General features: G+C 45.1%; 15 protein-coding genes and 1 pseudogene. 5 read left to right on the top strand and 11 right to left on the bottom strand.

Annotated elements, in window-relative coordinates; translation table 11 throughout:
• Positions 1–18 precede the first annotated feature (18 nt).
• From ACFOET_RS08825 to ACFOET_RS08850, 6 genes and pseudogenes are all read right to left on the bottom strand, one after another.
• A pseudogene (locus ACFOET_RS08825) lies at positions 19–926 on the bottom strand (helix-turn-helix domain-containing protein).
• A gap of 215 nt (positions 927–1,141) precedes the next feature.
• Complete coding sequence (gene galA / locus ACFOET_RS08830) at positions 1,142–3,973, bottom strand: beta-galactosidase GalA (protein ID WP_379021683.1); 2,832 nt, start codon at positions 3,971–3,973, stop codon at positions 1,142–1,144.
• Positions 3,974–4,014: 41 nt separating this feature from the next.
• On the bottom strand, positions 4,015–4,203 hold the full coding sequence (locus ACFOET_RS08835) for a fibronectin type III-like domain-contianing protein (protein ID WP_379021685.1): 189 nt from the start codon (positions 4,201–4,203) through the stop codon (positions 4,015–4,017).
• Positions 4,151–4,681: a glycoside hydrolase family 3 N-terminal domain-containing protein gene (locus ACFOET_RS08840; RefSeq protein WP_379021687.1), complete on the bottom strand. Its 531-nt coding sequence runs from the start codon at positions 4,679–4,681 to the stop codon at positions 4,151–4,153. The genes ACFOET_RS08835 and ACFOET_RS08840 overlap by 53 nt, the downstream gene beginning before the upstream one ends.
• 173 nt (positions 4,682–4,854) lie before the next feature.
• Positions 4,855–7,218, bottom strand: a complete 2,364-nt coding sequence (locus ACFOET_RS08845; protein WP_379021689.1) for an endo-1,3-alpha-glucanase family glycosylhydrolase — start codon at positions 7,216–7,218, stop codon at positions 4,855–4,857.
• Positions 7,219–7,233: 15 nt separating this feature from the next.
• Entirely contained in the window at positions 7,234–8,595 is a 1,362-nt protein-coding gene (locus ACFOET_RS08850) for a right-handed parallel beta-helix repeat-containing protein (protein WP_379021691.1), read from the bottom strand.
• A 240-nt stretch (positions 8,596–8,835) separates the two neighbouring features.
• On the opposite strand from ACFOET_RS08850, the gene ACFOET_RS08855 reads away from it, so the two are divergent.
• Entirely contained in the window at positions 8,836–10,857 is a 2,022-nt protein-coding gene (locus tag ACFOET_RS08855; RefSeq protein ID WP_379021693.1) for a glucosidase family protein, read from the top strand.
• 5 nt (positions 10,858–10,862) lie between these two features.
• The gene (locus tag ACFOET_RS08860; protein WP_379021695.1) at positions 10,863–12,623 is read left to right on the top strand and encodes a hypothetical protein; all 1,761 of its coding nucleotides are present in this window, start codon (positions 10,863–10,865) and stop codon (positions 12,621–12,623) included.
• A gap of 498 nt (positions 12,624–13,121) precedes the next feature.
• Here the strand turns inward: ACFOET_RS08860 and ACFOET_RS08865 are convergent, their stop codons facing one another.
• From ACFOET_RS08865 to ACFOET_RS08885, 5 genes are read right to left on the bottom strand one after another with little or no spacing between them, the layout of a single operon-like run.
• Positions 13,122–13,721: a hypothetical protein gene (locus tag ACFOET_RS08865; RefSeq protein ID WP_379021697.1), complete on the bottom strand. Its 600-nt coding sequence runs from the start codon at positions 13,719–13,721 to the stop codon at positions 13,122–13,124.
• The gene (locus ACFOET_RS08870) at positions 13,702–15,369 is read right to left on the bottom strand and encodes a sodium:solute symporter family protein (RefSeq protein ID WP_379021699.1); all 1,668 of its coding nucleotides are present in this window, start codon (positions 15,367–15,369) and stop codon (positions 13,702–13,704) included. Before ACFOET_RS08870 ends, ACFOET_RS08865 begins: the two co-directional genes overlap by 20 nt.
• Entirely contained in the window at positions 15,366–17,657 is a 2,292-nt protein-coding gene (locus tag ACFOET_RS08875) for an FAD-dependent oxidoreductase (RefSeq protein WP_379021701.1), read from the bottom strand. The genes ACFOET_RS08870 and ACFOET_RS08875 overlap by 4 nt, the downstream gene beginning before the upstream one ends.
• A gap of 23 nt (positions 17,658–17,680) precedes the next feature.
• Positions 17,681–17,902: a hypothetical protein gene (locus ACFOET_RS08880; RefSeq protein ID WP_379021703.1), complete on the bottom strand. Its 222-nt coding sequence runs from the start codon at positions 17,900–17,902 to the stop codon at positions 17,681–17,683.
• Positions 17,899–18,147, bottom strand: coding sequence for a hypothetical protein (locus ACFOET_RS08885; RefSeq protein ID WP_379021705.1), 249 nt, complete (start codon positions 18,145–18,147; stop codon positions 17,899–17,901). The genes ACFOET_RS08880 and ACFOET_RS08885 overlap by 4 nt, the downstream gene beginning before the upstream one ends.
• A gap of 234 nt (positions 18,148–18,381) precedes the next feature.
• On the opposite strand from ACFOET_RS08885, the gene ACFOET_RS08890 reads away from it, so the two are divergent.
• From ACFOET_RS08890 to ACFOET_RS08900, 3 genes are all read left to right on the top strand, one after another.
• Positions 18,382–19,404: a GntR family transcriptional regulator gene (locus tag ACFOET_RS08890; RefSeq protein ID WP_379021707.1), complete on the top strand. Its 1,023-nt coding sequence runs from the start codon at positions 18,382–18,384 to the stop codon at positions 19,402–19,404.
• Between the two features lie 398 nt (positions 19,405–19,802).
• Positions 19,803–20,147 (top strand): hypothetical protein, encoded by a 345-nt coding sequence (locus ACFOET_RS08895; RefSeq protein WP_379021709.1) that lies wholly within the window; start codon positions 19,803–19,805, stop codon positions 20,145–20,147.
• 203 nt (positions 20,148–20,350) lie between these two features.
• Complete coding sequence (locus ACFOET_RS08900) at positions 20,351–20,899, top strand: hypothetical protein (RefSeq protein ID WP_379021711.1); 549 nt, start codon at positions 20,351–20,353, stop codon at positions 20,897–20,899.
• The last annotated feature ends 236 nt before the right edge of the window (positions 20,900–21,135 follow it).

The following is a 21,135-nucleotide window of genomic DNA, read 5'->3' on the forward strand; positions in this document are numbered from 1 at the left end:
TCCTCAAACTCGACAGACTCATTTTGAGCCACGCCCTCTCTCTGTGGGGAGGAGGGCTTGGGCGCAAAATGGTCTTCGGTTAGTGTTTCCAACAACTTTTCGTGCGCTAGCGGCATGCTCTGCAAAAAAGGTCTCCATCGGTGTCTTACCGTAACAGTATTTTCCCGTGTGGGTTCTTTCGCGGTTATATCACGTCATCCATTTATCGAGGTCACGCTGTAGCTCCTCAATTCCCCGGTACACTTTTTTGCGGAATGCCACCGCATAGAACTCGTCGTGGATGGTCCTGTGGAAACGTTCGCATATTCCATTGGTCCGGGGACTTTTAGCCTTTGTCCTGCTATGATCTATGTCCTACATGGCAAGATAGAGCTGGTACTCGTGGCGTTCCCTTGCGCCTCAGTATTCCGTGCCTCTATCGGTCAACACCCGAAGCAGCCTAAGGCCGTGTTCCTCATAAAAAGGTACTACACGGTCTCTTCCCTGGCACGTTCCAATGCGGCCAGCTGTGCTTCGGTCAGCACGATGCCTTCCTGTGCCGATTTGGCTTCCAGTGCTTTTAAACGAAGTTTGAAAGTATGGAGATCGTGACGCAGCTAGATACTCCTGACCTCGCCCGGGGAAATGACGATGCCCTTTTTCTTCAGTTCGTTGCTTGTCCTCAACTGGCCAAAGGCAGGTTGGTCGATGGCCATTTCAACCGCTGCACGTTCGACATGCTCCTCAACCCTGTTCTTCAGGATCGGCTTACGCCTCGAGATCTCCTGCAGGGCAAATTCGCCTCCTTGTTCATACAGTTCCTTGAAACGGTAAAAGCTGTCGCGGGAATAGCCCATCACTTTGCACGCCTTCGATACATTGCCCAGATGCTGTGCCAGCTCCAATACTCCTAACTTGTTCTTGATGATTTTTTGTTGTGTTGTCATATTACTTAACTGTTTAAAGTTACCTTCTAATCGTAACTGTCAGATTAAGTCGTAACTATTTCATTTTAGAAATCCTCTGCAAGCCTTTCAAATAACGTTAACCCAACAGCAGGATTTTATTAAGTATTTCATAATTTGTTTTCTAAATGGTTATAAATTACTTTATTATAAGGGTTTCTTATTATAAAAAACTATTGAACAAAATACGCAACATCCTATTTCTGATTTTTTGGTAAAACGGTAACAACCCCGCCTAAACCAACCTTTTTACCTTCGGGTGCTTCTATTAGAATGTTTAAATTAACATTTTCAGATGCTGGAAAAGGGATCGCCAAATCTTCGGTAGTATGACTTTCCTTGTTTGCTAATAGTTGTCCATTTACCCAAACTTCGGCTTTTCCGGTTAGCCGCTTAATCGACAGGACCCCACCTTCGGCTTTTTGTGACTGGTAAGGCTCAAAGTTAGTACGGTAGATAAAATATCCGCTAGACTCATGCTGTCGCAAAACACCAGTTTTAATGGAAGTCCACGTGTTCATATCGTTAAGCGCCACGTTTTGGTTAGGGTTGGGCTTAACAACAGAAAACGGAGACACTTGCCAGTCCTGCAACTGGAAATTAGGGACTTCGGCTGCTATTGATTTTACAGCCGGAACCTGTTTAACAGGAATCACCACCTCACCGGCCTTTAACCGTCCAGATCGGGCAATCAAGACTATTGGATCATTTCCGCCTTCTTCCGATTGCACTATCACTTGTGCTAATCCATTAAACAGGCTTCTGCGGTTTCCTTTTTCCGGCTCGTGAGAGTTAGGGTTTCCGTTTCCATGCCCGATTATTTTGCCCGATCCTTTGATTTCAAAGGTAATATCTACATTTGCTGTTGATATGTGTCTACCCTTGCTATCAAGGGCTTCAACAGTTACAGGCATCGCATCCCAACCATTATTATCTATGGTTTTTCTATCCGGCAGTAACCTTAAACTTGCTGGCTCCCCCGTTGTTTCAACAACAAAATGAGAAATTTTCTTTCCCTTTTTAAAACCGAAGGCTTCCAAACGGCCCGGCTGATAAGGTACCATCCAGGTATTCATTTCATAGTAATCAGCCTTTTGTCCACCAATAAGCTTCTTGTTCAAATAGAGAGTTACGGAGTCCGCATTACTTAAGCACATTACCTTGATCTTTTTTCCAATTGAGTCTTTTGGCCAGTTCCAATGCGGAACCAACTGAAGAACATTTATATCTTCTCGCCACTGTGCTTGATGTATCCAGAAAGCCGTTTTAGGAAAGCCGCATACGTCCATAGCTCCAAAAAACGTACTTACAGAAGGCCAAACATAAGGAGTAGGTTCCCCTCTATAGTCAAAACCTGTCCAGAGAAAGCATCCGGCCAACCAGGGCCTTTGATGTATAGCTTTCCAGGCTTCACGGTGAGTAGCTCCCCAGGCTGCGCTTTGACTATCATATTGATCAATAATATTTCTTGTTGGATCCGTAACATATTCACCTCTTGTCATCAGGCCACAGCCATCTTCAGAACTGGTTAATTTCATATTAGGATTAGCTTCATGAAATTTATCGTAGGACCCCATCTGATAATTAAAGCCTACAACGTCTACCGCTTGTGACACATTGATGGGCGTAAATAGTCCTCCGTTCATAGCGGCAGTTACAGGACGGGTAGTATCTAAATTCTTAACCTTGGAAGTCATAAGTCTCACCATTTCATATCCGTTTTCTGTTCCCTGCATTGGCTCCTCGTTAAACACAGACCAAAGAATAATTGAGGGATGATTTCTATCCCGCCGGACCATCCACTCCAGCTGCCGGATGTAGTCTTCCCCGATATTGAAGTTTCTATTTTCGTTCATAACCAGCAAGCCCAAACTATCGCAGGCATCTAAAAACTCTGCTGCAGGAGGATTATGTGCACACCGGTACGCGTTTGCTCCCATATCCTTAAGGCGCTTAATTCTGAAGGCCCATAGCGCATCTGGTACGGCAACGCCTACACCTGCATGATCCTGATGGTTGCAAACCCCTTTTATTTTTACATGCTTTCCGTTTAGAAAAAATCCTGAATCGGAAGTAAACTCAATAGTTCTGAATCCACAGCGGGTGATTACTTCATCTGAAATATTGTTTGCCGACGCTTCAAGTCGTGTTCTTACCTGATACAGCACCGGATTCTCAAGCGTCCAAAGTTCGGGCTTATCTACTTCCAGGTTAATTTTCGCTACAGATCTCTTTAAAGCATCAACCGATATGTTAGTTTTGCCACTTGCCACTACTTTACCTGAAGGATGAATTACATCAATTTTTACAGAAGACTGTTCTGAATTTTTTCCTCTGTTTTCTACAGTTACTTCTGCAGGTATTACCCATTTGTTATCCATTTTAACCGGATGAGCATAGATACCGTCTGTAATGACATGCAATGGATTACGTTTTACCAGCCAGGTGTGCCTGTATATTCCGGCTCCTTCATACCACCAGCCTTCATGCTTTTCCGCATCAACTCTTACAGCTATAGTGTTTAAATTATCTCCGTATAGCAGTAATGAGCTAAGATCAATATAAATAGATGTGTACCCGCTCCAGTTATGTCCCACCTCGTGCCCATTTACCCATATGGTGCTATTTGTTGCTATCCCATCGAGTTGTAATTCTATATTTTTCCCTCTTTCACTCTCTTCCATTCTAAAAGAGCGACGGTACCATCCAATTCCTCTTTTTCGAAAGCCCTGAGACAAATTTTCCAAAGAATCAAAGGGATTCTCTACCGCCCAATCGTGAGGTAAGTTTACTGTTTTCCATCCCCTATCATCAAAATTTATAGCAGCAGGTCCAAGTGCCGCCCCAGCTTTTGAAGAATGATACGACATGGAGTGGCCTAAAACCTTGGGAAAAGGAATATCGCCCTGAAAAAAACGCCACCCTTTATCCAGGGATAACTTTTCGCGTACAGGTTGAGCTGATATAGAAAAACTTGAGGCTAAAAAAATGCAGAAAAAAAGTTTAAATAAATAGGTTGTTCTGTCCATTTTACTTCTTAATAAACACGTTGTGTTATCCAATTTTAAATTTACCTGATGCGAAAAGCTACAGGCTTTAAACTTCTGCCATCGGAACCGCCTCCTACCAAAAGTTCAAAATCTCCAGGAATCATTGACATCGATTGGCTTCCCTCGTCCCACCATTCCATCTGTTTAGGGCTAATTTTAAAAACAACTCGCTGCCTTTGTCCGGCTGCGAAATGTAGGGTCTTCTCCATAAGTTTCTTGCCCTCTTCCCCATCGCGGGTCTCTGAAAATATTGATATTAGGTGGCCAATGGGTCAAACCAAGATAAATCCCCCTCTTCCCTCTCCTTTGCAAATCGTTAAAAATCGCCCGCCCTTCTAAAGCGCAGTAGTTTGCCATAGTGTGCAAAGACAAGGTATCCCATGTGGCTGCCATGACAATTGCTTGTGGATAAGATGTTACAGGATAAGGACTACGGGCTACACCATGTAAGGTTTCGTTCCACCAGTTATAAGGCGGAACACCCAAACGTTCTATAGCGGGAGCATTATTTACCATTTGCATTACCTTCTCCTCCAGGGTCAGTAGTGAAACTAGATTATCAACCCTGTCTTCTATAGATAAATCGGGGTCTTGAAACGGATATTGATATTGTCTTGTTGGCTTACATCCATAAAATGAACACACAAGAATAAGCAAGCACAAACAACGTAAGGGTCTTTTCGCCATCTAACTTTTCTTTGGGGTTATAAATAGTATTTTAATAGATATCTACTCGAAGTATTATCAATTAAGGTTAAAACTTACCTGCACGCTCATTGATTTTGAGACTTAGGATACCACAAAACAGATTATTTCTCTTAAAATTTAAACTTTGGGTATCCCAGAGATCTGCAATGCGGCTACTCCATTGTTATACGCAGCTTATCAAAGGTTAAAGTGGCATCCACTCCCTTTTCAGCATGAAACATAATCGTATCACCTTTTTTCACGGAAACTCCGTTAAGGGCTTTCTTAAGCACCTTACCTTTTGAAAGTTTTTCACTATGTAACTTTTGGGGTACCCCTCTGGAGAAAATTTCAAACTGAATGTCCTTGTTGTCCGTTTTGCATACCACTTCAATGTCAACTTTTGCATCTACTGGACTCTTCCACGCAACTGCTGCCCCATTTTCAACTGTTGTATTTAATGTCAAATAATTTTGATTTTCCCTTGATAAGAAGCTAATGGAGGAAGTTGGCTTGCCAGGATCTCGTTGATCAGTACCGAACGGAAATTGGAAAACCGGGTATGGAAAAGATTTATGCGTCACCTCGCCTTTTCTTCTAGGAATGTAAGCCGTCAATTCATATCGGGAAAAAGAGGGTTTAGATCCGCCTGTGGACGCAAGATAATACCAAACATTGTTGTAGTTTGCGTCTGATTCCGGATTAAAACTCAGTGTTCGGGAGTTATCTGTAAGATCCCATTCGAATTGGCTGTTGTATGCTACAGGATCTTTACACGTTGGATCGGTCCTGTTTTGATACTCCTGCAAATTAGTAAAACCATCCTGATCGGGATCATCATCGGGACTAGCGCCTGTTGCTGTGCTAAAATCTCCGTATGTACCAAACCATAACATTTCAAACCAGTTTGGAAGTCCGTCATTGTCCTGATCGCCGTACCAGCTATTTATCACAACAGGGCTATCACCAAAATCTGCCTTCCAGTGTTTCTCATATTCTGTCGTAAAAGTAGTAGGCGTTGCCTGTTGCCTAAAGATCATCGAAGTAATTGGTTCAGGGCATTGCAGCAATTTCACCACTTTTTGTTCTCGTAAAACTTCTACCGAAACCGCGCCTGTTTCAGCTTTGATCTGCTTATAAAAGAATCCGGCAGGGGCCTTCCAGGAAATATTTCGCCCCGGTAAACGTACTACTGCCGGAGATTTCAAAATTGTAATCACCTCTATAGGCCTATCAAAATTAAGTACCCGGGTCACCTTAAAAGGATAGCTGTTTTCCTCTGCCCCTTTTGGGTATTTTGGATAGATAACATGAATTTTATCGTCATCAACTTGTGGGTCGCGGCCATCTTTCCATCTTTTCACAAACCATGCATTCAAGTCCAAAAATGTGTAATTCACCTCCTGAGACGGAGCCAACTGGGTATTCTCTGCATAATCGTTCCATGTAGTAAACTGCAGAAGCGTAGATCCTGTCTTTTCTATCATTTCCCATCTCTTCTGCATTTCCAATCCGGTTGCTCCAATGTGGATTCTTTCCCAAAGTTCATTGTCATATTGATAGCTCAGCGCTTCGCCCCATTCACAATTGTTCTTTCTGCAAATTTCAGACAGCTCAATGATTTGTTCGGGAGTCAGAAAAGTCGAAGGAAGGAATAAACCCAAAGAATTAAAACCGCTGGAAAGTATGTTTACAATTTCTTTTATTTTTTGATATCCTTCTTCACCACGGAATTGCGGCGAAGGAGCCCTCAATACAGAACTTAATTCAAATTGCATATGAAGCGGTGTTCCCCATTTTTCCTCATAGTGTCTGAATGTTTTAACGTGAGCAGCAAATGCTTTAGGATCCACTAAAAAATCGTTCATACTGTTAAGCTCTGGAAAAGCTAAGGTATCCCTGGGTAACTGAGGAAACCCTTTGAAATTAGTATCATTATGATAATATTCTGGAACTACCTGCTTACCAGTTCTTTTGCGTTCAAAATATTCTCTTGCATAGTTCTCCGCATCCCTCATAGAGTAATAACCAAAAAGTAATACCTTCCCATCTCTGCGGGCTAGCTTTGGACTATTACCATGATTGTCCAGCAAATATTTAATTGCCCCCGGATTTCTACTCGGGTTATCCAGACAAAAAGTGATAGCAAAAGGTAAATCATATTTTTCTGCCGCTGCGAACAATACATCTAATGTATGCAAACCAATCTCTTTGCCGGCTAAAACATCAACTGCAAATCCATCAAGGCCGGCCCTTATAGCTCTTCTTATATCCAATGCTGCAGCTTCAATCTCATCCAGCTGTTTACCTGCTTGTAAAATCGGGAAATTAACAATCTTGCCTCCTATTGCATTGGTATACACATTGAAGTCATACGGATTAACGCTGCTGAGTCTGGCGTTATATTTATCCAACGGATAACAGCCCATGTAATGGGCAAAAATTGTTTTTTCGAAAGAATTGGTATCCTTCGCCAGAGAACTAAAAGTTGGGGCCAAGAAAAAAGAAAGTGTAATGAAAGCTGATCGTAGTAGCATTTGCATATTGTTTAATTAAAATTTTGGCAGAAGATCAATATTTACTCCAGCCTTGCCATATTGACTTTTAATGTCTATCGTGGTTAAATCCCAGCTGGATTGACTGTCTTGCCGTGTAATCGACTTATATTCGGAAAAATCTTCTTTTGTAAATACTTTACCAAAAAGACTTATTGCAGACAATCCATATTGATTTTGATTTGCCTTCCATGTTGCGTCTTTCCTTATTTCTAACGAGACGCCTTTATCTCCTCCTATTACAGCATTTGTTAAGCTTGCTGTCCCTTCATTGATGAGTCCAATTCCGGATAATAAGGCTGCATTAATCTTTAATGTCCCTCCTACGGAAACCCGGATTGAAATGGGATCTCCATTGCGGATAACAAGAAGGTTGTCAAAGATCAGTGTAGAATAAAAGTTTAGATCTGGCTGAGCACCAACTGTAATTCCTTTTTGGGAAGACGATAAAACTACACAGTTGCGTATTACATTAACCCCACCCTGCGGAAAGAAAATGTCGTGGCCGATACAGTCTTTTATAAGAATATTGGCCATTTCAGAACTGCTATTATTAATGCTACACACCCCTGTGCTATTTCCGATGCTTGTAAAACCGTTTACCCTAACTAAACTATTTTCATGAGCACTGAAACCATCATCTCCACAATCCCTGGCAGTTATATTTTCGAAGTAAAGACCAACACAATCGCCATGAATATTAAACCCATCGTTAATCACCCGCATTGCAGTAATATTTTTAATAGTAACATAACTACAGCTGGTAAAAGAAACGCCATTAGACAGTATGGGAGCTGTGATTTTATAGGAAGTAAGCGAGGTCCCCGGCGCTGTTTTGATATAAAAAGCGCTCTCGCTTTCGCTATAAGTCCATTCCCCCTGTTTTAAACTTTCATATGGTTTAAATGGTGCTTTTATCCCTTTGGAGGTTCTTCCCATCCTGATCATTTCATTGTTAAAGAAAAAATTATAACGGCTGATATCAAATCCCTTAATCAGCGGCAACTTTGTGTTTTTGTATATCCCGTCCGGTAATTTTTCCCAACTGGAAAGAACCAACGGAACTGCGCCATCTATGATTGCACCATGCCCCTCAACCACAATGGGCTTGTCCGGCGTACCTGACTTATTGTTTCGAAATTCTAATGATTCCTGGTATACCATCGGATACAAATGGATCGTATCTCCGGGCATTACTACGCTCACCGCCTTTTTTAAGGTTCTAAAAGGTGCTGAAAAATCTCCCTTACTACTATCTGATCCATTTTGTGGATGCACATAGATGCTTTCCCCCAAGCAAGTGCTGGAGAAAACAGCGCATAAAGACAAAAGCATTAGAATGACCAATCGAATCTTCATATGTTTTCTTTTTATAGATTTTTTAGGTTCTCGCTTTATTATAAGTATTCCTAAACTAACCTACCCCCCAAAATAAGTCAGCTCCCGACCAATTTCGAGATCGCTTCCAGTAGGTCAACACCACATTCAAAAAACCAGGGAGCTTTGGGGGATGCATCCCTTCGAACATACCTATTATTATAAGCCCATCACACAGCTTTTTAGATTTAAACAGAACACGAATTATAAATACAAACAAAAATGACAGAAGCATTCAAGAGTATTTCCAGGTTTGCCATGCGTTTAACCGTATTGTTCACTATTTTATTAACAGACGACAAATCTTCTTTAGCACAACAGGAAAGCAGATGGCAAATGGATGAAGACGGTGGTATCATTTGGCATATTGATAAACGGGTGCCACATGAAGATCACCTGGAAATGAGCGGAGAGCATCTTTCGGTGATTGTTGATTATGGGGTAAATGCTGAAAACGCTTTCATGTTAAGCCGTACAATTATATGGCCAATGTTGAGGAAACACCCCAATAAAACACGCGATCACCTGAAACGTACCTTTAACTGGGATCCTTTAACATATATATATGTAAATGGAGCAAAACTAACCGGAGAAAAAGTAAAAACGATCTCGCTAAACGGTCTTTTTGTTTGTAATAGCGTGTTTGCGAATAACATCAGTTGCAAACGAACCTTTTTCCCCTCTGTAGATAAGCCTGTTTATTTAGAAGCATATGAATTGACAAACCACTCCAACCAGTCTGTATTCATCGAAATTCCTGCTTACGAATCAACATTTACCACAGATCCTGAGGTTGGAATTGAAGGAAAATATATCTTTTCTGAAAAACTAAAAGGCCCGGGCAGCAAACACCTGCAGCCAGGGGAGACGATACACTTCACTGCCAGTTTTCAGGCTGCCAGAACGAATGACAACCCATTAACGTTCGACACAGAAAATGAGCGCCTTCGAAGAATGCAATTGGTAAAACAATGGCATAATCAGCTACAATTAGAAACCCCCAATGAGGTGCTTAACCGCACTTTCGCCTTTGCTAAAGTAAGAGCATCAGAGAGCATTTATCGGACTAAAGGCGGGCTTATGCATGGCCCGGGCGGCGGCGAGTATTATGCTGCTGTTTGGGCAAACGATCAGGCGGAATACATAGCACCATTCTTCCCGTTTTTGGGTTACGCTTCTGGAAATGAAGCGTCATTAAATGCATACAGGCATTTCGCACGATTCATGAACAGTGATTTTGATCCCTTACCAAGTTCTATAACTTCGCAGGGAGATACATTTTGGCGTGGAGTCGGCGATCGTGGTGATGCTGCTATGGTTGCTTACGGAGCTACAAGATTTGCCCTGGCTCTGGGAAACAAAACAAAAGCCGAAGAACTTTGGCCGCTTATTGAATGGTGCTTAGAATATTGCAGACGCAAGCTAAATGAGGATGGTGTCGTTGCTTCCGACACCGACGAGCTTGAAAACCGCTTTCCGTCCGGAAAAGCTAACTTAAGTACATCCGCTCTCTATTACGATGCACTCATATCGGCAGGTTTTCTTGCTAAAGCACTATCCAAAAGCGCTTCACAAATAAAAGCTTATCACAACCAGGCAGGGAAATTACGCAAAGCAATTGAAGGCTATTTCGGAGCAAAAGTTGAAGGCTATGATACCTATCGCTATTATGAGGATAACGATGTTTTACGGGCTTGGATCTGTTTACCATTAACCGTTGATATTTTTGACCGCAAAAAGGGAACAATCGAAGCACTCTTTTCTCCAAGATTGTGGACAGCTGACGGACTTGCAACCGAAGCAGGCAAAGAGACATTCTGGGACAGATCTACCTTATACGCCTTACGTGGTGTTTTTGCTGCCGGAGAAAAAGAAAAGGCACTTAAATACCTAACTTACTATTCAAACCGCCGCCTGTTAGGCGAGCATGTGCCTTACGCTGTAGAAGCATACCCGGAAGGCAATCAGCGGCATCTTTCTGCAGAAAGCGGATTATACTGCCGCATTTATACAGAAGGCCTTTTAGGAATAAGGCCTACTGGCTTACGGTCATTTACAATCAGCCCATATTTACCAACAACCTGGAACAAAATGGCGCTCAGAAAAATACACGCATTTGAGAATCTGTTTGATATCGAGTTGAAAAGAGAAAAAAATCAGATACGTGTGAGTATCGTAAAAAATGGAGTACAGACATTTTCTAAACTGATAACAGAAGGTAAACCTTTAAACATTAATTTATAACTACAATGCTAAAATTTAAATCGATTTGCGCTGTTCTTTTGATCACTGTAACTCATATTATAGCCACTGCCCAGAAGAAAAATGACTTCTACATCCTGGATATGGTGCAAAATAATCCCGGAGAACCCTTAACAGAAACTATTTTTAACGACCCGGCCTTTTTGGCAAAAAATGGCTACACGGGCCAGGTAATTACTGATTTCACATTTGTACATGCAGCTATTACGTACGACAAGCTCAACCCAACTATATTCCCTGAAGGCTCCGAAGAACGAGCCTGGGTATTAGCTGCTGCAGAAAGAATACGAAATAATATAAAGAAAGCCCATAAGGCAGGTATCAAAATATATTATCAGACTGACATTATTATACTCCCAAAAAAATTAGTAGAAATATATAAAGACGAAATCATGGATAGCGAAGGCCGTATTTCTTTTGAACGACCAAAGACTATTGAAATTCACCGGGCAATGCTAAAAGAAGTGTTTGAAACATTTCCAGACTTAGACGGATTGATTATCAGAACCGGAGAAACATATTTGGATAACGTCCCCTATCATACCGGAAACGGACCTATTACCAATGCTGAAGAGAGTCATGTAAAGCTGATCAACCTGCTACGAGACGAAGTTTGCGTGAAGCGAAACAAAATGCTCTTTTACAGAACATGGTCTTTTGGCGGTATGCATGAAAATCCGGACTATTATTTAAACGTTACTAACCGAATCGAAAAACATCCTAATTTGGTGTTTTCTATCAAACATATCCGCGGAGATTATCGCAGGTTATATGATTTTAACCCTACTATAACTATTGGCAAACACCCACAGATTGTTGAGGTTCAATGTCAGCGTGAATATGAAGGAAAAGGCGCATATCCAAATTATGTTATGAATGGAGTAATTAATGGTTTTGAAGAATATTTTAGTATTGCCCCGCAAACCGGATTTAAAGGATTAAATGACATTAAAAACATGCCTAACTTTCGTGGAATATGGTCATGGTCAAGAGGTGGCGGTTGGGTTGGTCCCTATATTAAAAATGAGCTTTGGTGCCGTTTAAACGCATATGTTATCAGTCATTGGGCGCAAAATACCGATTTAACCGAAGAGCAGGTTTTTAATAACTTCATGGACGAGAGCGGAATTAAAGGCGAGTCAAGAAAAAAATTCCGCGAGTTATGTATGTTATCCTCACAAGCGGTATTAAGAGGACATGCTACAGCCAAAATAGAATCTTTCCAACGTGGATGGGTTTGGTGGACCAGAGATGAATTTTTGGGAGGAATTCATGGGAAAAAGATTCCTGATTCAAATGAACCTGTATTGTTAAGGGCTTTCGAACAGCTTTATAAAGACAAAAAACTTGATGAAGCGGTTGAAGAAAGATACGAAGCAATCAAAATATTCGATAAAATGGTGCAGCTGAGTAAGCAGATCACAATGTCTGACAAAGAAGACCAGCAATACCTATTTGTTTCTTCCAAGTATGGATTATTGCTACATAAAATTATCGCCGAAGGCTGGAAGGTAATGGCCTTGGGTTATACAGGGGATCAAAGTGGGACGTATGATAAAACCAACATGGCAGAATCTATTAAATTATACCATGCATATTGGGATGAGTATAAACAATTAGAAAAAGACTATCCAAGCTGTGCTACGCTCTACAAACCTTATGCATTTGTTTTTGAAGCGCCCAACTATCATGGTGCTGCAGGTATGGGTGCTTCGGTAGCGTACTATGAAAGCTTGATTCATCAATAAATCATCGCCTGGGGAGTTCAAACCGGTCTTTTTTAGCTACGGGATCAGCTTCATTTCTGGAAAATATGGAGTATTGCTTGGAATTGCTGTTTTTTTATTGTCCAGTTAGTACTTAATCTTAGGCTGTGGCTGCGACGATTAAGGCGACTACGTGATGCCGTCGATGGTCTGGAGCCTCGCGTCCGGTAGAAGCAGTATAATTGAGATCGTAGCATTCCAATAAGATTCCAGGTGCGTCCTGGTGGTTGTAAATGTCTCGATCAAGATCATTTAATGACACCACGGCCTTTCTCTGATATGATTGCAACGAGCGTTTATTCTTTTGTTTCCTCCGGCGGTATGCAGCAGCGGTTTTATATAATTGACAATGTTCATATGTCTGCATAAGCAAATTGTAACTCTCCCTAAAATCCAAACGTCCAAATTATCAAGAGAAAGGGGACCATAGCCCCTTGATAACCTTGGCTACATGACCCTTGCCGAGTGCTGCCAAGGCTGCTACGGCGGTGCCATGACCCCTTCTACGATCGGATTGTCTTGGCTGACGGGAGTTCCAGTGAGATTAAGGTCCTCGTCTGCAATAAGCAAAGGGGCCAGCGGAGTGGATGCGCTGATGCCTGTATCCACGATGGCAACAATAGGAGGATCTGCGGCGGGCATGAATACTTCAAAGCCATAAGAACGCACCGGTTGGGCGAATCTTCCCGGGCGGATGCGGGTGGATAGCGACGAGGTGACTTGTAGTGCGACGTCGTAGTTGCGGACGATTTCTATCAACTGGCCTTCGGATGCGCCGGAGATTTCAAGGTTGGCAATTTCATGGTCTAAAGAATAAGTCAGATTATTTCGGTCCAGATAGGTTTGCAGGGCAGCTAAAATCCTGTCGCGTTTTTCGCCTGCCAAAGGCAATTCGCTTAGTTGAAAATTAACCAGGGCGGCCGGCTTATAAAGCTGAAGAATATCTTCTGTGGTTAATAGCTTAAAGGATTTTATATAGAGAAGCAGTCTGGAGTATGTTGCATGAGCATTAGCGCCGGTTTCTTTCTCGATGAAATGGTTGACATCTCGGATAAAGCTGTTAAAGCACGCTGTCTGCATTGCGCTTTTGCCGCGGCCGCGAAACCAGCAGCCCGGTGCCCAGGAGTGTGGTGGCCAGGGATGTTGCCAGCACAATGGTTCTGCCGTGCGTAGCAAATAGTCCCAGCACAAAAATTATCAGACTGACTCCCAGCAAGGTCACGCCAATGGTCTTTGTCGCCAGTGCACTTTGGCGCTTGCCCCGTGATGAGCCCGCGTCAGTGTCTCTTGAACTATCCGGCACGGCAACATCTGGAACGCGATAGGCTTTGTTTCGGTAAATCACTTCGAAGACTACCAGTAGGAGTATGGGAAGAGACACACCCAGCACCGTCTCTTGCATTCTGTTTAGCGAAATATCGAACAGCAAAGGAGCACCAAACTTATAAAACAGGTTGACCGCCAAACTGGCAATGGTAGTAAACAAAACGGAAAAGCCGGTCTGCCGGTTTGAAAACAACGCCCACACAGCGGGGCCATACAGCGGCACCCCGGTAAGCGCACCGATGCTGAGCACAACCTGTACAATGCCGCCCATTGCGGGTACCATCAGGGCAACCAGAACGGTGATCATGCCAAACGTAAGCGTGGATAAGCGGGCCACCCACATCAACGACCGGTTGGTAGCCCCGGAATTTATCCGTTTATAGACATCATTGGTAAACACCGCAGACGATACGTTGAGCGATGCGTTCACTGAATCGGTAGTGGCAAAAATCATCCCGGTTATCATGAGCCCCATGAGGCCTGCCGGCAACACCTCCTTGCACATCATCAGGTAGGCGCCCTCATTCTCGAGGCCTGCCAGATCCACGTTTACCAATCGGTACAGCATGGGCGGCAGCATCCATATGACGGGACTGATCAGATACAGCAAGCCGAAGAGGTAGCCCACTTTTTTCGCTTCCTGCTTGGTGGGCACACTGGTGTACCGTTGTACATAAGCCCAATTGCCGCCGATGAACACCATGTTATAAAGGCCGAAAGCGGCGATAAACCATGGGGTGTATTCACCGCCCGTAAGGTTAAAAAATCCCTCGGGAGCCGCTTTTACGAAAGCGGATATGCCGCCTACCCGATCGAATGCCAGCGGCACGACGATGACCACCGCTGCGGTGAGCACCACGAATTGCAGCACATTGGTCACGATAACTGCCCATAGCCCGCCGGAAGTCGTGTAGAGCACGGCCATGAGACCGAAAAGCATGATCGCATAATGGGAAGGCAGTCCGGTTGACACATTCACCAATTTGGCCACCGGATAAAGGAAGGCCCCGTTGTATGCGAAGCTCATCAGGAGAAAAACGTACGTATAAAACTTATGGACACCACTGCCAAACCGCTGTTGCACGAATTCAGCTGCGGTAAGCACACCGGTTTGTCGCCATCGCGGTGCGATGAAACGACCGATCAGGAATCCGGCAATGGCCATCATCCACTGTATGGTAATGGCCACCCATCCCTGTTCATAGGCAATGGCACCCCATACCACAAAAGTGCCCGCAGAGAAAAACCCCATGTACAGGGACAAACCGCTCATCCACCAGGGCAAGGCTCCGCTTGCGCCGAAATAGGACTGCATATCGGGTTTGCGGTCGCTCATGGATAGTCCGGCAACCAGTATGCCGATGGAAAAAATTGCAATTACCCAGTAGTCCAGTGTCGTCATTGCATCCCCCCATAACATCTGATGGCAAACACGGCCGCGGGAACTTCTGCGGACGGATGTGCGACATGGATTGTGAACTTATCGGTCGTCACCGGTTCGTCCAAGACAATGGTATTCCTTGTCTGGTAGTTATCCGTCTTTCGGTAGATCACGTTCCCGGCCGCATCTTCTATTCTGTAATTCCGCACACAGAACGGCATCACCCGTTCGGGGTGAGTCATCAGTACGGACTCCATCGCGTGGTCTGCGTCGGTGTCAAACACCAGCACGATGCGGCTGATCGTTTGAGGCGTATCCCATTGCAACGAGACATATGGATCAGTGTCATTCGGGTCGGCCACCCAGGCGTTAGGCCCGGTAACCGGCCGGTCCACGCCGTTCCGGATATTGTCTGGTTCGAATGCCATCAGTGGATTAGCTAACGCAATGGCGATGTTCTGCCCTTCAGGGCGGCGTTGGGGGCACCAGAACTCAAACTCATCGACCCCCGAGCCGACGGGCGGCTGCTGGCAGCCATTGTTTGACACTTTCTTGTTTACACCATTAAACACCGAGAGCAGCCCTGTGATCCGCTGGTTGGTGTAAGGAAGCTGTACCTCCGGGTTTGCAAGGAAAGTCAGGAAGACATATTGTGCCTCCTCCAGCACAACCCCGAAATCAAGCTCCAGGTCAGTTATTCCAGGCGCAAGCGCAACAGATTCCGTGGCCAGCACCGTATCCGGCGTAAATCCGCCTTTCCGGCTGCTCACCCGCAGTTCTACGGTCAGTGCGGTATTGCCGCTGGCCTGAACGGGTAGGGAAAACACCGGCACGGCGCCGGCATGCAACGGCACCAACTGGGCAGCGCCGATGTCAAGCGATTTCCAGCGCAAATTTCCGCGCGAGAATCTCGAAAAAGCCAGGGTACTCGAAGCCACCAGCCGCGCATGTGCGACCAGGTCTGCATCATCGGTCAGCACAAGACCGGGAATATGCTGCCCGGTCTTCATCAATTCGCGCTGCAACTGGCCGATGTACCCCTGTTCGTAAAGTGCGCGTGGAAGCACACCCTGCCGTTTGCACAAGGCTGCCGCTACCGCTACCGCCTGCCCCACGTAGGCACTGGTGGCCATTACGCGTGTGGCGCCGAACGCCACGTGACTGACGCTGATGATCCGGCCGGCGAAGAACAGGTTTTGGATGTTCCGGCTGTATAGGCACCGATACGGAATCTGGAAAATGCCCTTGCTATGCCATTGATTGCAAGGCTGCCGTTCGCTGAACACCCCGTCGGCGGGATGCAGATCAATGGACCATCCGCCGTAGGCCACCGCATCTGGATGTGTACGCTTCTCGATCAGGTCACGCTGGCTCAGCATGTAGTCGCCCTCGAAACGGCGGCTCTCACGCTTGCCCGGAATCATCCCTACCCATTCAAGCGTCATGGTCCCGGCTTCCGGAAACTTACCGGAGTTTTTAATATAGTCCCAGATGCCGTACACCACGCGCCACAGCTCCCACTTGATACGCTCGGTATCATGTACGGTGTCCAGACGCCCTCCGTGCTCCACCCACCAGAGCTGGCAACCGTGCTCATTGGCCTTGAAATTGCGGAAACGCGGAACCTCCTTAGATACATCTATGGCAAATGAGGGCGCTGTAAACTTCACCGGCGTTCCGGTATCCTTGCTGTAGAAGTACAGCGAATGCCCGAGCAGCTCGCCATAGTCGGTGTCCGGCGCCATGGGCTCATCAAACGCTTCCCGCGCTTCAGCGCCCATGCGGAACGCTGCGCCAGCTAAAAAGCCTACGATACCGTCACCGGAAGCGTCGCAAAACAAGGGTGCTTCCAGGTGAAAGGCGATAGAATTCTGGCTACAAAAGGCCTTCAGACTCCGGATAGTATCGGGGCCGTCCTTTTCCACCTCAAATACCGCCGTATTGAGCAGCAGCGTAATATTCGGTTCCTGAAAGACCTTGTCGAGCAAAATCATGTCCAGAATGATTGGGTTGCCTTCGGGGTTCTGATAAGTATTTTCCACCAGCAGCTCGTCGATAACACCTCCCTCCCTGCTCCAACGATTGTTATTGCCCATGTGCGAGGTGGCCCCCAATATCCATAGGCGCACTTCACTCGAGGCGTTGCCGCCCAATACCGGCCGGTCCTGCACCAGCACCACTTTCAATCCCTGCCTCGCAGCGGTGATGGCTGCACACGTGCCGGACAAACCTCCGCCTGTAATCACCAAGTCTGCTGACAAGGTCACTGCCCGGGAATATCTTCTATCAATTTCCTCTTCTTGAATCATGTCTTAATAGGGGTACTGTAAAATCAATTCGTTTCGTTCAACGTCATGGTTTGCTGCAAGGCTACGTAACCTGTGGGCTTGACGACTTTCAGCAAAATATCCTTTTGGAATCCGGTGACAGGCAAGGTGATTTCCGAGCTTTCACCCGGTGCCAGGTCCGGTAAGCTCACCCGGGTATGTGGCGTTTCCAGCACATAGCCCCGTACCCTGTAGGCCGGGAAATCGGCCGGTGCACTTATTTTCACCGCAACCCATGCACACCTCTACCTCCGGGCTGAAAACCCGTTTTTTCCACGGTCAGTGGAGCCATTTCCTGTTGGTAAACGTGATAAGCCGGCCGGGCTGAGCGATCGGGGCCCAAGAGGCCCCACGGCCGGTAGCCGTTGGCATTGCTGCCGTAGTAGCGGCTTTGGTAATCGTTGCAGGTCCACCAGGCTGCGCCGGCCACGTAGGGGCGCTTCCGGAGTTCACCAGCAAAGACAAAGAACAATGTAAAAAAATCTATTCATGGCATATTCATATTCATAACTTGGTTAATTTCTTTAAGTCTGGTATGGTGTGGTATGGTAATTAAACCACATTGCAATTATACTACATTTAATTTTATATTTCTAAATATTTTTGGAAAAAAGGGCGTAACCAATTAGATAATGGAACAAACAGCCAGTGACACATCAAATATGGTTTGGTTTGCACTGGTATTTCCTTACTTTTGTATCCTACTATGCAGACAACCGCCATTGATAGCCTCGCAGCTCCTGCGAACCAACGCATGAAATACATGCAGTTGGTCGATCATATCAATCAATTAATCGAATCTGACAAACTCCATATCGGCGACCGGTTACCGTCTTTGAAGCAATTCGAAAAGGAACTGGGGATGAGTAAAGAAACGTTGTTGAAAGGGTTGAATCACCTCCTTGAGAAAGGAATTATCGAGTCGGTATACCGGAAAGGGTACTACGTGAAAAAAAAATCGGTAGGCCATACTTACCGCGTGTTCCTCCTGCTGGACAAGATGAACATCATGCGGGACCGATTCTACCATACCCTTTTTGATCAGTTGAAAGATGTTGCCGATGTAGACGTATACTTCCACCACCACAACCTCAAGGTGTTTGAAAACCTCATCTACGAAAACCTGAACAGCTACACACACTTTGTCATTGCCACCTTATTGAAGGAAGATCCCGCTGCGGTGCTGAACCTCATTCCGCCGCAAAAACGGATTATCATTGACTATAACCAGCCGCATCTGCAAGGCGAATACTCCTGCATATTTCAGGACTTTGAACACGACATTTACGACGGGCTGAACCAACTCCGGAAGCAATTGGCCAACTATAAAAAGCTCATTCTCGTTGCCCCTACTGCAGCCACCCATGCACGCCACGTGTTGGACGGTTTCCTGCGGTTTTGCACTGAGCATGAATTCCGCTACGCCATCGAGCACGAAGTTGAAGCCGACAGCTTCAGAAAAGGCAATACCTACATCACCTTCAGCCGCTACGACACTGATGATGTGGCGCTGATCAAACTGGCCCGCACCCAGGGTTATCAGCTGGGCAAAGACATCGGACTCATCTCATACAACGACACGGCAGTCAAAGAGGTCCTTGAAGACGGCATCACGGTGATTTCCACAGATTTCGAGGCGATGGGCAAGGCCGTCAGCGAGGCTATTATCAACAGGAAGACCGTCGTGGTCCGCAACCCTACACAGGTTATCGTGCGGCGTTCACTGTGATCCTTCAACGCATTCGCCAAGACCAAGAGAATGGACGTATTTTGAATGGTTTACATATATCACAAACGTGACTGAGATTGAGTGCAACTGCAAACTTGTCTTGACGGAACAAACGACATCGGTAAATATAGAGGATGATCTTAAACGACAAATAATTGAATACCTATCGGAAATATAACAGAACGATTTAAATCAGCACTGGATAAATCGCATGAAAATCCCAACGATAACTGGCGTGATAGACCGGCGCATACTGATAAACTACCGAGTGGATAAAGAGGTATTGCGGAAATACCTCCCCTATCCCTTCCGGCCCAAGCTTGTTGATGATGCCGGAATAGCTGGTATCTGCCTGATCCGTCTGAAGGAAATCAGGCCAAAGGGAATTCCCGCCGCCATTGGCATTTCTTCTGAAAACGGCTCACCGCATCGCTGTGGAATGGACGGAAAACGGGATGGTGAAGGAAGGTGTTTTCATACCCCGACGAGATACATCCTCGCACCTGAACGCGCTGGCAGGCGGACGGGTGTTCCCAGGTGAGCATCACCTTGAAGAGTTTACCGTAAACGAAGAATGTGGCCGCTATGAGGTGGCCTTCAAAAGCGCGGACGGAACTTCGCTAGCCGTAACGGCGCTGGAGACGGATTGCCTGGGCCCCGACAGTGCTTTCGGCTCATTGGAAGAAGCATCTGATTTTTTCAAGGCTGGCTCATCTGGCTTTTCGGGCTGCCGAAGGGTTTGATGATTGGCATTCAATACGAGCGTTTCAAAGGGTATGGCAATTTAAATCTATCTTTGGGTATGGTATTATGAACGAATCTTCGCCAAGGGATTGAAGGCTTGATTATCGTAAATAAACTTGTTATCTTTAAAGAGGCGTTTTGAACTTGGATTTAAATTATTATGAAAACAACCTGAATACAGCCTATACGAAGGTATATAAACATGATTAAAAAAAAGGCAGCCGATCGGATACAGCTAACGAAGCGGCAACTTTTCTGGCATTTTTCTGTGGTACCATTGTTACTCGTCCCTCCCATCGTGATACTAATCGATTTCGTTAGCATGTACCTCGATGACACCTACAAAACGGTTCCAACAAAAGCGGAGCTGCTTTGGAGCGCCATGATATTTATCGGATTGGCGCTTATTTCGTTCTTCGCGCAGCGAGCAAGACTTCGCTTTAAAGTATTCGAGATCCAATACAATGATGGGCAATTTGAGAATGCCTTGAAAATGACATGCGAGAACCTAAAGTGGAGAATCCTTATAAAACGGAAATCGTATGTGAGAGCCGGGAGGTATTGGAATTGGTCTTTAAGTTGGGGGGAATTGATAACGATCAAACGGAAGAAAGGCAAAATATTGATCAACAGTATCTGTGATCCGGATGCCATCCCATCGGTTATTTCGTATGGCTGGAACAGGCACAATGTCAAAACGTTTATGAGTAATCTAAAAAAGCAAAGTGAGACCGTCTCAGACATTTTATGATGGGTTATAAACAGTTGCTTATTGTTGTCATCTTGATGTGGGCATCAAAACTTAGTGCCAGCCCACAATCGCCTGACTACATTATTTACGGAAATGATACGGTAGCTACTTACAATCTAATCGTTGAGCAATGCGGTTTCCCCCAAATATTAGACAACTGAATTAATTTCTAAATTAGCAGTTGTAAAATGAAGAAGGAACGCAGAAAGTTTAGCGCAGCATTCAAGGCAAAAGTT

Origin of the sequence: Parapedobacter deserti (assembly GCF_042646065.1) — a bacterium.
Classification (GTDB): domain Bacteria; phylum Bacteroidota; class Bacteroidia; order Sphingobacteriales; family Sphingobacteriaceae; genus Parapedobacter; species Parapedobacter deserti.

Excerpts from the sequence above, each read along its gene's own strand:
- ACFOET_RS08835 (WP_379021685.1), bottom strand. The coding sequence starts at position 4,203 with ATGGAGAAGACCCTACATTTCGCAGCCGGACAAAGGCAGCGAGTTGTT.
- ACFOET_RS08865 (WP_379021697.1), bottom strand. The coding sequence starts at position 13,721 with ATGCAGACAGCGTGCTTTAACAGCTTTATCCGAGATGTCAACCATTTC.
- ACFOET_RS08890 (WP_379021707.1), top strand. The coding sequence starts at position 18,382 with ATGCAGACAACCGCCATTGATAGCCTCGCAGCTCCTGCGAACCAACGC.
- galA (WP_379021683.1), bottom strand. The coding sequence starts at position 3,973 with ATGGACAGAACAACCTATTTATTTAAACTTTTTTTCTGCATTTTTTTA.
- ACFOET_RS08860 (WP_379021695.1), top strand. The coding sequence starts at position 10,863 with ATGCTAAAATTTAAATCGATTTGCGCTGTTCTTTTGATCACTGTAACT.
- ACFOET_RS08840 (WP_379021687.1), bottom strand. The coding sequence starts at position 4,681 with ATGGCGAAAAGACCCTTACGTTGTTTGTGCTTGCTTATTCTTGTGTGT.
- ACFOET_RS08875 (WP_379021701.1), bottom strand. The coding sequence starts at position 17,657 with ATGATTCAAGAAGAGGAAATTGATAGAAGATATTCCCGGGCAGTGACC.
- ACFOET_RS08850 (WP_379021691.1), bottom strand. The coding sequence starts at position 8,595 with ATGAAGATTCGATTGGTCATTCTAATGCTTTTGTCTTTATGCGCTGTT.
- ACFOET_RS08845 (WP_379021689.1), bottom strand. The coding sequence starts at position 7,218 with ATGCTACTACGATCAGCTTTCATTACACTTTCTTTTTTCTTGGCCCCA.
- ACFOET_RS08870 (WP_379021699.1), bottom strand. The coding sequence starts at position 15,369 with ATGACGACACTGGACTACTGGGTAATTGCAATTTTTTCCATCGGCATA.
- ACFOET_RS08855 (WP_379021693.1), top strand. The coding sequence starts at position 8,836 with ATGACAGAAGCATTCAAGAGTATTTCCAGGTTTGCCATGCGTTTAACC.
- ACFOET_RS08900 (WP_379021711.1), top strand. The coding sequence starts at position 20,351 with ATGATTAAAAAAAAGGCAGCCGATCGGATACAGCTAACGAAGCGGCAA.